A 14,548-nucleotide genomic window follows, 5' to 3' on the forward strand; every position below is an offset into this window, starting at 1 on the left:
ATTGCAACCCTTTATTAACACAATATGCCTGCTAAACTGATAAATACCCGTTAGTTAAGAGGAGTAAAATGGACTTTAATAACAACAGCAATCAACAGGATGCAATTAATAGCTTCCAGCAGGTACGCCGTCAGACTTTAGCCCTGACTGAAGGCTTATCTGCCGAAGATATGGTGGTACAGTCCATGCCCGATGCCAGTCCGCTAAAATGGCACCTGGCGCATACCAGCTGGTTTTTTGAGCATTTCCTGCTGCAACCTTTCTGCGAAAATTACTCACAGTTTAATGACGACTACTCTTATCTGTTTAACTCTTACTATGATGCGATTGGACCCCGCCATGCCCGCCCTGCCCGAGGCTTACTAACCCGGCCACCGCTGCAGGACATCCTGGCTTACCGGCAGCATATTGAGCAGCATATGGCTGCATTACTGCAGCGCCAGCTCCCCGGGGTGGCAGAGTTACTGACTATTGGTTTGCACCATGAAATGCAGCATCAGGAACTGATGTTAACCGATCTGCTGCATTTATTATCAGCTAACCCCTTGGCGCCGGCCATGCAGCAAGCGCCTGCTGGCCAGCATGCCTGTGAAAAGCATGCTCCTCCGCTACAAATGCTATGCCACGAAGGCGGGCTGCTGCAGATAGGCGCTACGGATCAGGGCTTTAGCTACGATTGTGAAAAGCCCCGGCACCCGTACCATTTGCAGCCCTTTAAACTGGCCAGCCGGCCGGTAACCAATGGCGAATGGCAGCAGTTTATTGATGATGGCGGCTATCAGAACCCTTTGCTGTGGCTGTCTGACGGCTGGCATTGCTGCCAGCAGCAACAGTGGCAAGCCCCGCTGTACTGGCAACAACAGCAGCAACAGTGGCTCAGCTTCACTGTTAATGGCCTGCAGCCAGTTAATCTCTCAGCACCGGTTTGTCATATCAGTTACTACGAAGCTGATGCTTATGCCCGCTGGGCGGGTAAGCGCCTGCCACGCGAGCAGGAATGGGAAGTTATCGCCGCCGCGCAGCCCGACGCTATGGCTGACGCTAATTTTCTGGAGCAACATATCTGGCGACCTACCGCTTGTGCCAGCCAACCAGGTTTTCAGAAGCTGTTTGGTGATGTCTGGGAATGGACCCAAAGCCCTTACAGCGGCTACCCCGGCTTTAACGCTGCACAGGGCGAGCTGGCCGAATATAACGGTAAATTTATGGCCAACCAGTTTGTGCTGCGCGGCGGCTCCTGTGCCTCGCCCCGCCAACAGTTACGTAACAGTTACCGTAATTTTTTTCACCCCCAGCAACGCTGGCAATTCAGCGGACTCAGATTAGCGGAGGATCAATAATGCATTCAGCTCAGTCGCTGTTTCAAGCAACGGATTTCAACCTGGCCCCTCTTACCCCGGTAGTGGATCGCGGCTTTGCCGACGATGTATTACATGGCCTGGCCTTACCGCAAAAACAACTGCACGCTAAATACTTTTATGATCAACAGGGCTCAGATTATTTTGACCAGATTTGTCAGCTACCCGAGTATTATCCGTACCAGACAGAACTGGACTTACTGCCTCAAGTAGCAACAGATTTAGCCGGCACTTTCACCGCCGACTGCACCATAGTGGAATTTGGCGCAGGTTCACTGGTAAAAATTAAGCCACTGCTCAGCGCTATCAGCAGTATCCGCCAGTTTATCCCCATTGATATCAGCGGTATTCATCTGGAGATGGCCAGTCAGCAATTACAGTCAGACTTTCCGGATTTAGCGGTGTTGCCGGTCGTCGGCGATTTTTGCTTTCCGGTGGAACTACCGGTTATCGGAAACCAGCAAAAAGTAGGCTTTTTCCCCGGCTCCACCATCGGTAATTTTTGTCCGGCACAAGCAGCCAGTTTTTTAAAAAATGCCCGCTTTACCCTCGGGCCCGACAGTTGCCTGCTTATCGGAGTAGATACTAAGAAATCACCACTTTATCTGCACAACGCTTACAATGATGCACAAGGCATTACTGCCAAATTTAACCGCAATATTTTAAGCCGGATTAACCGCGAACTGGGTGCTAACTTTACCCCTGAAAAATTCGAGCATTACGCTTTTTATAATGCCGGTCAGGGCCGGGTTGAGATGCATCTGGTCAGCACCTCTGAGCAGGTGGTCGATGTACTTGGCAGTTCAGTGGCTTTTGCCGCCGGCGAAAGTATTCATACCGAGAATTCGTATAAATACACCCCGGATGAATTTTGCCAGCTGGCAGCATCAGCCGGCTGGCAGGTCGAACGAACCTGGCTGGCGAAGCAGGATTTATTCGCTACTTACCTGCTGCGTAACCGCGGTTAACGTTGCCGCCTCGCTTACCCGGATGGTAACACTGGCTGCGCCGCCTAAATCGTCGACCACGGTTAACTTAACCTGACCAGGCTGCCCCTGCCAGAACAGGGTTTCGCCGGGCGCTACCGCTCCCAGGTATCGATTATTGGCAAACCAGTGGGCCTGGGTTACCGCACCATCAAAACTGGCCTGCAGGGCAATTTTTTGCTGAGCCAATTTTTTATCTGCATCAGCATTAACTTGTTGCTCTACCAGATAGGTCAACTGCGGTTGCGGTGAACGAATTTGCGGGGGCTGGCGGCTTAACAGCAGCTTATCCGGGCAAGCCTGCTGATAAGGTGGCGGTTTGGCCAGCACAATGCCAGCCTGCTGCAGTGCTTTGCTGACCTCAGAGGGCCAGAATTCAAATACCTTAAGCTCCGTTAATCCCGGTTGATGCATACAAGCCCGCAGACCGCTGGCAAGATCAACCGGCACAGCACGGTGCACCTCTGAAACCTTAATTGGGGAGACCCCGGGGATAAACCAGCCGGGCTCGGTTTGCGGGCAATATTTGTTGGGTAAATCGCCACTGCGACGGCATAGCGGCACTTTTTTCAGGTTTAAACTGGCTGCAGCGCTGAATAACCGCGTATTCTCCGGGGCGTTATCCGGCAACAGCGCCATTAACTCAAAAAATAACGGCCCGGCAGCCGTGCGCCCGACTAAGTTGGGGTTACTACTACCATCAAAATTACCCAGCCAGACTGCCAGCACATAGTCACCGCTCAAGCCAATGGCCCAGGCATCGCGAAATGCATAAGAGGTCCCGGTTTTCCAGGCAACCGGATGTTGTACTGTCAGCTCACTAAGTAAACCACTTTGCACCCGCGGGTGCTGGCGCAACATATCAAGGGTTAAAAACGCGGCTTCCGGGCTTAATAACAGCTGCGGTTGTTCAGCCTGATCAGGTTGCTGCTGCCAGGCCAGCGGCTGCCAGAGTCCGCCGTTGCCCAGCATGGCATAGAGCTGTACCAGTTGCGCCATGCTCAGCTCCATGCCGCCCAGCACCAGTGCTAAACCATAATGGCTGGCAGGCTGGTTTAACGGCACGCCGGCAGTCGCCAGCCACTGGTAAAAATCAGGTTGTTGCAGCTGAGCCTGCAGTTGCACTGCCGGTAAATTGCGACTGTTAATCAGCGCCGTGGTCGCCGATACCGGCCCGGTAAACTGACGATCAAAGTTTTCCGGGTTAAAGCTGCCATAACGGCGGGGTAAGTCGGTTAGTAAACTTTGCGGATGAATAAGCCCCTGCTGCAGTGCCAATGCATACACAAAGGGTTTTAACGCCGAGCCGGGAGAGCGCTGTGCCGTCACGCCATCGACCTGGCCGGCAATCGCCTCACTATTAAAATCTGCCGAGCCCAACCAGGCCAGTACCTGCAATGTACTGCGCTTAATCAGTAAGGCACTGGCATTATTAATGCCTTTCGCTTGCTGGCGTTTTAAATAACGACTGAGTTGCTGCTCAAAGCGTTGCTGTAGCGGCAACTGCAGGCTGGTATAAAAACGACCTTGTTGCCGACCTTGCTGGCGCAGCTGATTAACAAAATGCGGTGCCAACTGCGGGATGTCGGCCCGGGTAAAATAGTGTAAGGGTAAATCTAATGGCAGTTGCGGCTCTGATCCCAGCTTAACTGCCTCAGGCTGCTGTTGCCAGATGGCGGTCAGTCGCTGCCGGGCATGCTCCAGTTGCTGCTGGCCATTGTTGCTAAGCGGGCTGCGCAGATTAGGGTTTTGCGGAATAACACTTAGTGCCAGTGCTTCTGGTAAGGTGAGATCAGCCGCTTCTTTGCCAAAGTAAATCAGGCTGGCAGCGGCCACCCCTTCAATATTACCGCCATAGGGTGCATAGTTAAAATAGGCTTCCAGCAGCTGATCTTTACTGAAGTGGCGCTCCAGATAGAGCGCGTAAGCGACCTGGCGTAATTTACCTGCAAGGTTACTGGTGTTAAGTTTATAGCGAAGCCGGGCCAGCTGCATACTGATGGTCGAGGCACCCTGACGCCGCCCCTGGCGCACTACACTTTGCCAGAATGCCCGGGCTATTGCGCTGACATCCAGGCCAAAGTGCTGGTAAAAATCGCGATCTTCATACAATAGTGTGGCTTGTTGTAACGCCGGCGCAATATCCTGCAACGGCAGTTTTAAGCGATAGCGCTGATCGTCCGCCAGCTGCAAACTCAGCAGTTCGCCGTTTGCCGCAAAATAGGCGCGACCCTGCTGATAACCGCCATATAAATCAGGTTTGCTGGAAAACCCCAACAGCAGCGCCAGCAACATTAATAACGCCAGCACTGACAACAGCAGCCAGCGCAGCAGTCTTAGCATTGTACTGCGCCGGCCTGAGCCAGCAGTGCCTGAAATAACAGCAACTGAACTAATAGCGCCTGAGCTCATCGGTCGCTGACCCTACAACGCCGGCTCAACCACAAAACGGCCGGCGGCAGTATTGGCCCGAACACTGCGGTCATACATCGACTGGGCGGCTACCGCCGGCACAGTAAAATCACCGGCCGCGGTAACTTTAACCTGATAGCGAAGTTCGGTCATTTGTGGGCCGAAGCCAGCGTAATAAACTACCCTGTCTTCGCGAATATCAACATAATCGGCCCGCCAGCGCCCTTGTTGCCGGGCTACTGAGCTGCGTACCACACTAAAGCCGGCTGGCAGTAAATCCACTACTGCCACATTATTGTGCCAGCTATTATTGGTGCTGCGCAGCCGTAACCTTACCGTCAGCTCGTCGCCCTGCCACGCCTGGCTAACCACCTCACCTTTGCTATTTAAATAATCACGCACCACTTCTAACTGCTCAGCCTCTGACTCTGCAGGTGCTGTTTTAGCAAAACCGCTTTCACTCAGTGCATAAAACAGCGGCGCCTTCTTATCATTCTCAGCAGTTATCAGCAGCTTTTCAGCATCACTGCCAAAGGCAAACCGTGGCAAGCTACTGCGGTTATCAGCAGCGGCTAGTTCAGTGCGCTCACCTGCCGCCGTCAGTTGATAAAAACGGGGCATAGCGGCGTTAGCAACAGTATCCAGCTGGCTATAGGCTGACAGCGCCAGCACCGCATAGGCCGAACCAATAGTATTGTACTGGCCGTCAAATACCGGTTGCAGCAGTTTAACAATCTGTTCGCCATCCAGCGCTTTCGCCTGCTCGCTAAAATGCTTGGCCAACAGATACACATACTGCGCATCCATGCTCAGCTGCGGTTGAAATGCCGGGTTGGCAAAAGGCGGTAGCGGGTTGGCGATGCGTTGCGAATTCAGCCGCTGCAAATAGGCCTGCTGCATGTCCGAGCTCTCTCCCAGCCGGTAATCGCCAATTAAGCCCCGGGCCACTTCCGGTTGTTGCATCAGCTGATAACTGGCTGCCATATACATTGCGGTAATATCTGTCTGCCAGGCTTGCTGATGTTGTTGTTGCAGCCGCTCATGCAGCTCGACCAGATAGTTAGTGGTTACCTCACCGCTGCGGGTTAACAGGTAGATGGCGTTGGCACGCAGCCTTGCCTGATACAAATTGCCACCGCTTTGCCGCGCCACCTCGCGTAAATAACTCAGCCCCTGGCGGTACAGATAGTCCGGCACCGCCAGCCCCTGCTCGCGGGCAGCCATTAAAAAGTGCATTACATAAATACTGGGGAAATCAGCGGTGTGATAACCCCCTGGCCAGAAGCTGAAACCGCCATCGCTTTGCTGGCGCTCAGCCAGTTTCTGAATTAACTCGGCAAACTGCTGTTGCACCATTGGCAGGCGTGCCTGATATCCCGGTTGTTGCACCAACCCCAGCCACGGGAATACCTGCGACACCACCTGCTCGGTGCAACCATGCGGGTAGTTTGCCAGATAATCGGTAAAGCTTTCAGCCAGCACCAAGGGGTTAGCTGAGGCCGCCACATTAAGTGTGGCAAATTCACTATGCAGCGGGTAGCGGGTGGTTAAGGTCAGCGGCGTTTTATCGGTATAGCCGGCATTCAGCGTTGTCTGATAATGGCTGGCCGGCCGGATACTTAAACTGACCTCCCGGCTTGACTCCTCCAGCAGCTCTGCCTGCTGATAGCGGGCACTGAAGCTTATGTCAAAGGCCCCCGGCGCGGCGCCGCCTTTTAAACGAAAGCGGGCGCTCTGCTCACTGCCTTCGCTGATTTGCAGCTTTTGCTGTAGTGGGCCTTTAGCGGTTAAGCCGTCAGGCAAGGTCAGGCTGACGTTGATATCAGCATTATCGCCTGAGCCTTTTACACCATTGGCAACCGAAACACTGACTTCAAATTCATCGCCGGGCGCGGCACTTTGTAATACTTCCGGTGTTAACACAAAGGGCCCGCGCACCCGGATATCGGCACTTTGCGCCCCCAGTGCGGTATCACTTACCGCAACCGCCATCAGCTTTAAATTACCGCTGAAACTGGCTGGAACCTGTACCTGCTGTTGCTGCATATCGGGACCGGCTTTTACCAGCCCTAACCAGAACACCCCGGGCTGCTCAGCCCGGCGGGCAAACGGATTCAGGTTTTTCTGCAGCATCATATCTGCAGCCATCGCCATTCGCTCCCGGTCATCACCACCTACCCCGGCTAACTGGCGTTGCAGCAGACTGAATTCCGGCAAAATAAGATCGAGCATCTGCAAACTGCGTACCTGCAGTGCCCGCTTTTGTAAAAAGTGACTTAACGGATCCGGCAACTGATAGTCTGCCACCTGCAATATGCCCTGATCCACCCCGTAAATCAGCATATCGGCCGGCTGATTAGCCTGATAACTGACGTTAAAAGGCTTGCCCGGCCGCACTTCGGCCGGCGCCACCAGGCTTATCTCGAGCTGACGACGACTGCGGTCAATATTAAAGGGTACCACTGCATAACTAAGCGGGCTGACAAACAAGGCATCAGAATCAGCGGCCCGGACAAAGCTGACATTGACGTAGGCATTGCCTTCAAGTCCTTCAGGTAAGCGAATACGCTGCATACTGCTGGTTGTGTCGGCACTAAACCAGCTGAAAGCATGCACTTTATCGCTTTCAATACTGATTAAACCACTGCCGGTATAAGGTGCAGTGATATTCAGCTCAATCCACTCGCCGGCTTTGTAATCGCTTTTATCCAGCTTCACCGTTAACGCCGCATTTTTTTCCAGCATGGCACTGATGTTACCGGCGCCAACCACGCTAAAGGCCAGGCTGCCCAGCACATTGCCATTGCTGTCAGCAAGTTGCAGCTCAAAATCGCCCGGGGTCTCTGTCGGCAAGCGGTAATCGGTACCCTGCCCGGCAATCGTAAATGGCGTTTGGTCAAGCGTTATATCCTGAACGATACTTTGGTACAGATAAGTACCATCGTTCTGTTTTACCAGGCTGGTTACCGGGCGTTTTTCAATCAGCTGCAGAGTAAGATCGTCCAGGCCGATTTGGCTCAGGCTATTATCAATCGCAATAAAATTAACACTGCGCTGTTGCTGCTTTTTAAGATAGGTCAGTTCACCATCGGCCTTAACAGCCACCAGCTGCGGTAAAGGTGATAACAAACTGCTTAGCCGTTGTTGCACGCTGCGCCCGCCACCCGCTTCAAAACCCTCAGTGGTCACCACAAGTTGATAGGTACCACCGGCATATTGCTCCAGCCCCAGCGCAAAGGCGGCTTTACCATCGGCATCAGTTTGTTGCTCCTCCAGGCTTTGCTGCACCCGCTCTGCTTTAACATTGTCTTGCTGCGGGCTGAGAACCTGATAATCCGGGTATTCACTGAAACTGAAGCTACGTGGGATCAATTCCAGCCTGGCTGCTACCCGCCTCTGCTGCGCCGGGGTACCAAATAAATTATCCAGTTGCACTTGTAAGCTTAAATCAGCCGGGTGTAACCAGCCCTTAGCGTTCACCGCAGCATCACCCTGCACGAACTCGCTGCTGATTTTCATGGTGTCAGGCTGAAATTCTTCCACAGTAAAACTTACCGAGCCCAGATGACGCTGAGTATTGCCTTTACTGTCGAGCAAACTGACACTGGCATGATAATTACCGGTATCACTGTGAGGCTGGGTGTCCAGCTCAAAACTGTGCATACCGCGGCCGCTCAAACTGAAGTTTTGCTGCCAGAACGTATTGCCACGCGGCCCCTGTACCTGCACTTTCAATGGCAAGCCACCGTCAGCGGCACTTAAATCGCCATGGCGGACAATGGCAGCCAGCTTTACCTGCTCGCCCGGCCGGTAAATGCCACGATCACTGAACATATATGCACTTAAACTTTTGGCATCATCCGGGCTCTGATACTGACCACTGGTATTAAACTTGGAGTAATCAAGCTGGCGGGTGTAGCGGTCAAACGGAATAAAGCTGGTATCAACCACACCATTGCGGCTGCGGTTTACCCGATACACCGTCGGTTGACGCTCGCGGTTAAATTCGTTGGTTTTGGCAAAGCTGACTGTGCCACGCGCATCGGTTGTTGCTTCGAACAGCGCCACGCCATTACGACCAAGCAGCGCCACATCTGCCCCCGCTACCGGCTTACCATCGGCCAGTGACAGCACAAACAGCTGCTGGCTACTATCACTGTTATGTTTTACCAGCAGGCCTAAATCGGTCACCAGCACCAGTCGTTTATCCAGCTGCTGGCCTTCCACATCCGGCCGTGCCGGATCAAACTCGCTAAGCTCAATAAAAAACAGGCCCATACCCGCTTGCTGCAGGTAGGGCGTTAAGGCCAGTGCCTGATAACTGGCTTGCGCCGGTGATGCACTGCTTACTGCGTATGTATGCTGCTGTAAACTGGTGATATTACTCTGATTAAAGTTGTAGTTATGAAATGAAGGCTGGCTGATATCGCCACCGGTCTGGGTAATTAAATGGTTCAGCTGCTCTGGCAGCAGTTTATGTAATTTTACCCGGACACCTTTAACGCCGCGGCTAAGCAACTGCAGCTTCTGCTCACCACTGAGGGTTAACATGGCACCTTCGCCGACTATCCGCGCTTCTTTCGGATACGCCGGTGCCTGCACCACGGCCCGGTATTCATTGGCCAGGGTAAAGTCACTAACCGACTGCAAGCCAGCGGGTACACTGACAAACAGATGCTGACCAGGCGGTAAATCAAGCTTAATGCTAAAAGCATTGTCATGTGGCAGAGCGGTGGGCATTAGCTCAAAGTCAACCAGGCTGGCCTGTTGCAATACCGTGCTGTTCACCTCGCCTGGCGCCCAGTAGTTGGACTTACGCCTTGGGTTTTTCGGCAGAACATACAGTTTTAATTTGTTTTGCAGTTCGCTGCGATTAAGCCGGTCGGTAAAACTCAACAACAGCATTTGCTCTGGTTGTTGCTCAAGCTGTTGCTCAGCGCTTCTGACAATGTCGGTGCGCAGTTCACTGACTTTTAAAAAACTGCCACTGTCTGGTACCAACAGCTGTGCTTCAGCAGCATCGTCCGTTTTAGCGTCACCCTGCACAGCCTTTACCCCGGCTTTTAGCTGCAGCGTTAAATATTGCTCCTGAGCTGGCAAGGTAATGGCTTCAGATTGCACATACACCTCACGACCGCTTTTATCGGCACTTAAACTAAAAGGCAGTGCTTGTGGCTTTTGGCTGCTATCAGCGCCATCTGGACGCATTAGCATACTCAGCTGTTGGCGGGCACTTTCCAGCTCTACCGGATGGCTGAAGTTCAGGGTAGCGACAATTTGCCGGCTGGTCGGCTCAGTGGGGTTCTGGTAAAAACGCAGCCGGTTAATTTCAACCGTCAACGGCACTGTAGTAAAGCGGTACTGCTGCTGGGCCAGCTTAATTTCCGGGTTAAAAAGTCGCTTTTCCAGTTTAACAGTGTACTTCTGACCTGCCGGCCAGGCCTGCTCAGGGGTAAAAGTCAGGGTATTATCATCCTGCCACAACCATTTACCGGCAATGGCCGGACTAATGGTTACGCCCTCGCTTAGCACTTCGCCAATTAAGTCGAGCCGGGCCGCAGACAGCATAGGCGCTGGCATCGATGTACTATCAACACCCTCAAAGTCATAACTGAATTGCAGCAATAACGGTGTCGGTTGCTCGACATCGTCCTGATAATGGCCCAGCTCCGGGCTAATCACCTGTGCCTTTACCTGCAATGGCTTGGGCAATTGCTGATAATAGCAATAGCCGGCCACCAGCGCCGCCAGCAATATCAGCAGCAGAGCCACCGCCCCCCAGAACCGGCCGGGCCGGGTTTTCGCTGTATGCTTTAACCGGGTCAGCCAGGCAGGTGCCGCCCAGTTAACCGAACCAAATATTGCGCGAAATACATTATTCGCAGATGAACCAGAGGCAGGCATAACCAATCCTTGTTAAAGCACGGTATTTATAACCACGGAAAAAACCAGAGATACGCCGAGTATAACCGGCGAAAATTAATCACTGATGAACTATAGCAGCTTGTGCTAAAACACTTAACCGCTTGCTGGTAAAGAGTTGTTATAACAAAGAAAAGCTATATAGCGGCTGGTACCTTATGCGGCCTTCCTGCTGAGCAGATAAATACAATGCAAACTGGCTTACAGCCAGTGCTAACGGCTGCACCGGCAGCGGAAGAGTAGCCGGACATAATGCATGGCGTGCCAGGGTAATATGCGGCCGGTACTTATCGTGTATTTCGCTAAATCCTGCGACATTACAGATGCTTGCCAGTTGTTGCTGGAGTTGAAGTAATTCAGGGGCAATAATCGACGGTGCCAGGTAAAGAATTTTCGGCCTGGCAAAACAAGCCAGATAATCCAGAGTCAGGCTAAACGCCTCTGCCTTAATCTGTTGCGCAGTCGCTACCAGGTGCTGCTGCTTTATAGCGTCAACCTGACCTAAGAAAAACAAGGTTAAATGCAGATTATCACTGTCAACCGCTTTGCTTTCGGGGCAAATTTTTAACGCTTGCTGCTGATATGGGAGCAACTGCTGTTGCTGCGAGGCAGTAAACTTAAGGCTGAAAAACAGCCGCTGCATTAGCCTTTAGACCGCTGAGTGCTTTTGCCAGCTGTTTTACCCTGCACCCTGCCTGAATTGTCGCTGACCTTGCTGGCTTTAGGCCCAAATGGTTTTTTGCCATTTTTAGCAATCGCCTTTGCCGCCGGGTTTAAGCCGGTGTGGCGGCTAAGCGCCGGCTTCCCGCCTTTACCAGGCTTTTTAAACAGCTCGTCTTTGCTTTCTTCCGGCACTAAACAGCCTTTGCTGCGGCCAATTAAGTGCTTTAAGCCCATTTTAATCAACGCTTCACGAATTTGCGGCCAGCCTTTCGGGTCATGGTAGCGCAGTATTGCCTTGTGCAACCGGCGCTGCCGCTCGCCTTTTGGCACCGGCACCACTTCGTCATTGGCTTTATTAATGTTTTTCAGCGAGTTCATTTCAGTATGGTAAATGGTGGTCGCGTTGGCCATTGGGCTGGGGTAAAAGTTCTGCACCTGATCCAGCTTAAAATCACGCTCTTTTAACCACAATGCTAAGTTCACCATATCCATATCGGTGGTACCCGGGTGGGCGGCAATAAAATACGGAATTAAATACTGCTCTTTACCGGCTTCTTTACTGAAACGGTCAAACATTTCTTTAAATTTGTCATAGGCACCCATGCCCGGTTTCATCATCTTCGATAATGGGCCTTCTTCGGTATGCTCCGGTGCTATTTTTAAATAGCCGCCGACATGGTGCTGCACCAGTTCGCGCACATAGTTCGGGTCTTCCACGGCCAAATCATAACGCACACCCGAGGCAATCAGCACTTTCTTAATGCCGGGTAAATTACGGGCCTCACGGTACAACTCAACCGTCGGGCTTTGATCAGTATCCATATGCTCGCATATGGTCGGATATACACAAGAAGGCCTGCGACAGGTTTGCTCGGCTTTTGGATTTTTACAGTTTAAGCGATACATATTGGCGGTTGGGCCGCCAAGATCGGATATCACGCCGGTAAACCCGGGTACTTTGTCGCGAATATCCTTTATCTCCTGCATTATCGATTCTTTCGAGCGGCTTTGAATAACCCGGCCTTCGTGTTCGGTAATTGAGCAGAACGAGCAGCCACCAAAGCAGCCGCGCATAATATTGACCGAGGTTTTAATCATCTCGTAAGCAGGAATTTTCTCCTTGCCATACACCGGGTGCGGCACCCGCTGATATGGCAGGCCAAACACCAAGTCCATCTCTTCAGTGCTAAGTGGAAACGCCGGTGGGTTTACCCACAAATGGCGGTCGCCATGGCGCTGCATAATGGCACGGGCACAACCCGGATTCGTTTCCTGGTGTAAAATGCGTGAGGCATGGGCATACAGCGGTTTATTAACGCTTACCTGCTCAAACGCCGGCAGTTTAACGTAGGTTTGCTCCCACGGCTTTTGTCGCGCTGGCTGCACCATTATTGGCTTGGCTTCCACATCGGCTGGCTTGCTTAAATCAATGCCAGCCTTGGCAAACTCAGAGTAGCTGCTACAGCCAACATCATCGGCGCCGTAAGGGTTAGAAATCGGGTCTATCTTGCCAATTTTATCAATGGCGGTGGAGTCCACGCCACGCCAACCGGGCAACGGCTCTTTGCGGATAACCGCGGTGCCGCGCACATCCTGAATTTCACTGACTGGTATGCCGCTGGCAATCCGGTACGCCACTTCAATTAACGGCCGCTCGGCATTACCATAAATTAAAATATCGGCTTTAGCGTCAAATATGACCGAGCGGCGTATTTTCTCTGACCAGTAATCATAGTGGGCAATGCGGCGCAAACTGGCTTCAATGCCACCAATAATGACCGGCACATCTTTATAGGCTTCTTTGCAGCGCTGAGTATATACCGTAACGGCGCGGTCTGGCCGCTTGCCGCCAATATCACCAGCGGTATAGGCATCGTCATGGCGCAACTTTTTATCGGCGGTGTAGCGGTTAATCATCGAATCCATATTGCCGGCCGACACCCCATAAAACAGGTTCGGCTTGCCCAGGCGCATAAAGTCATCTTTGCTATGCCAGTCCGGCTGACAAATCAGGCCAACCCGGTAACCCTGGGCTTCTAACATCCGCCCGACTACCGCCATACCAAAGCTGGGGTGGTCAACATAGGCATCGCCCACAACCAGAATGACATCGCAGCTGTCCCAGCCAAGCTGGTCCATTTCTTTGCGTGACATCGGTAAAAACGGCGCCGTGCCATAGCACTCGGCCCAGTATTTTGGATAAGAGAATAAGTCACGCTCAGGCGCCATCCGTGCTACAGGGGCAGATTTGCGGGAAACGATAGCAGCAGTGGACATAAATTAGGCACCTGAGTGAAGCAAGGGCGCGTATTATACAAGGAGTGACGGGGAAAGGCGAATGGTGGTAAGTTCTAATTGGCGCATAAATCTCTCACGCAAAAATTCAATTTTTTACAATAGGTTGGACTTACACAAATACACCTAGTACTGCAGAATATAGAATCAGAAAAATTGACCAAGCCTGCGTTGTATAGCCACCAACATGAATTTCCTTCACCTTATCCAGCAGATGGTCGCTGCGTTGCGTAATAACAGATTCAAGTCGTTTAACACTCTCATTCACGTGACCTTCTAGCCGCCTTCTATCATCAGCCTCTGTTGCGATGGCTTTTCTATGTATATCAAGTGTTTTTTCGATTTCTGCTAACCGCTCTTCAATGGAAATATTTGCTTTTTTATGTGTGAAACTGACATCGCCTACAGCGTGAAACATCGGCAACATAGATTCGACTTTTATGGAGTGCTTTTGCTTAAACCACAACCGCCACCAAGCTTTCAGTTTGTCTGAAAAATACACCAATAATTTAGTGCCTGTGAGCGAGTGTAATTTTTTGTCTAGGTCCAACAACAGAAGCCCAATGCCAGCGAACTGCGATAAAGCTATTGCAATTTTCCAAACTAGCTCACTGGTATCTGAGGACATACAAGCTAAATCGTAGCGTTCCCAGCAAGTTTGAGAATATCCAAAATACCAATAAGTAAACCATGAAATAGCCATCATTAAAATGATGTGTTTAGGGCCTCTAAGCAGTAATCGCCAGCGTCCCTTCAAATGCTTCATCTGTATTTCCCTGATAAAAACCAAGTATATGGTTTGCTCGGAGTTACCCTGTGCAAATAGCAGCTAAGTTAACTTAAATTCACTGTCACATTTACCGAAAAACTGAACTTGGTCAAGGCTTTATTTGCTGAAAAAATAAGGGCGCA

General features: G+C 51.7%; 7 protein-coding genes. 2 read left to right on the forward strand and 5 right to left on the reverse strand.

Annotated features, from left to right (window positions below):
* Positions 1-68: 68 nt before the first annotated feature.
* Entirely contained in the window at positions 69-1,340 is a 1,272-nt protein-coding gene (gene egtB / locus CRO03_RS02705; RefSeq protein ID WP_097110015.1) for an ergothioneine biosynthesis protein EgtB, read from the forward strand.
* On the forward strand, positions 1,340-2,326 hold the full coding sequence (gene egtD, locus CRO03_RS02710; RefSeq protein ID WP_097110016.1) for an L-histidine N(alpha)-methyltransferase: 987 nt from the start codon (positions 1,340-1,342) through the stop codon (positions 2,324-2,326). Before egtB ends, egtD begins: the two co-directional genes overlap by 1 nt.
* On the opposite strand, the gene pbpC is transcribed toward egtD, so the two are convergent.
* The 5 genes from pbpC to CRO03_RS02735 all read right to left on the reverse strand — a co-directional run bounded on the left by pbpC (position 2,291) and on the right by CRO03_RS02735 (position 14,402).
* On the reverse strand, positions 2,291-4,687 hold the full coding sequence (gene pbpC, locus CRO03_RS02715) for a penicillin-binding protein 1C (protein WP_170948921.1): 2,397 nt from the start codon (positions 4,685-4,687) through the stop codon (positions 2,291-2,293). The genes egtD and pbpC overlap by 36 nt on opposite strands.
* 81 nt (positions 4,688-4,768) lie before the next feature.
* The gene (locus CRO03_RS02720; RefSeq protein WP_097110018.1) at positions 4,769-10,660 is read right to left on the reverse strand and encodes an alpha-2-macroglobulin; all 5,892 of its coding nucleotides are present in this window, start codon (positions 10,658-10,660) and stop codon (positions 4,769-4,771) included.
* Positions 10,661-10,799: 139 nt separating this feature from the next.
* Positions 10,800-11,321 carry an RNA 2',3'-cyclic phosphodiesterase gene (gene thpR / locus CRO03_RS02725; RefSeq protein ID WP_097110019.1) on the reverse strand — a complete coding sequence of 174 codons (522 nt, stop codon included), beginning with the start codon at positions 11,319-11,321 and terminating at the stop codon, positions 10,800-10,802.
* Complete coding sequence (locus CRO03_RS02730) at positions 11,321-13,570, reverse strand: YgiQ family radical SAM protein (protein ID WP_097110382.1); 2,250 nt, start codon at positions 13,568-13,570, stop codon at positions 11,321-11,323. Before CRO03_RS02730 ends, thpR begins: the two co-directional genes overlap by 1 nt.
* Before the next feature lie 178 nt (positions 13,571-13,748).
* Entirely contained in the window at positions 13,749-14,402 is a 654-nt protein-coding gene (locus tag CRO03_RS02735) for a hypothetical protein (protein ID WP_097110020.1), read from the reverse strand.
* Positions 14,403-14,548: the final 146 nt, after the last annotated feature.

The sequence above is a fragment of the Arsukibacterium tuosuense genome (assembly GCF_900215315.1).
GTDB lineage: Bacteria > Pseudomonadota > Gammaproteobacteria > Enterobacterales > Alteromonadaceae > Alishewanella > Alishewanella tuosuense.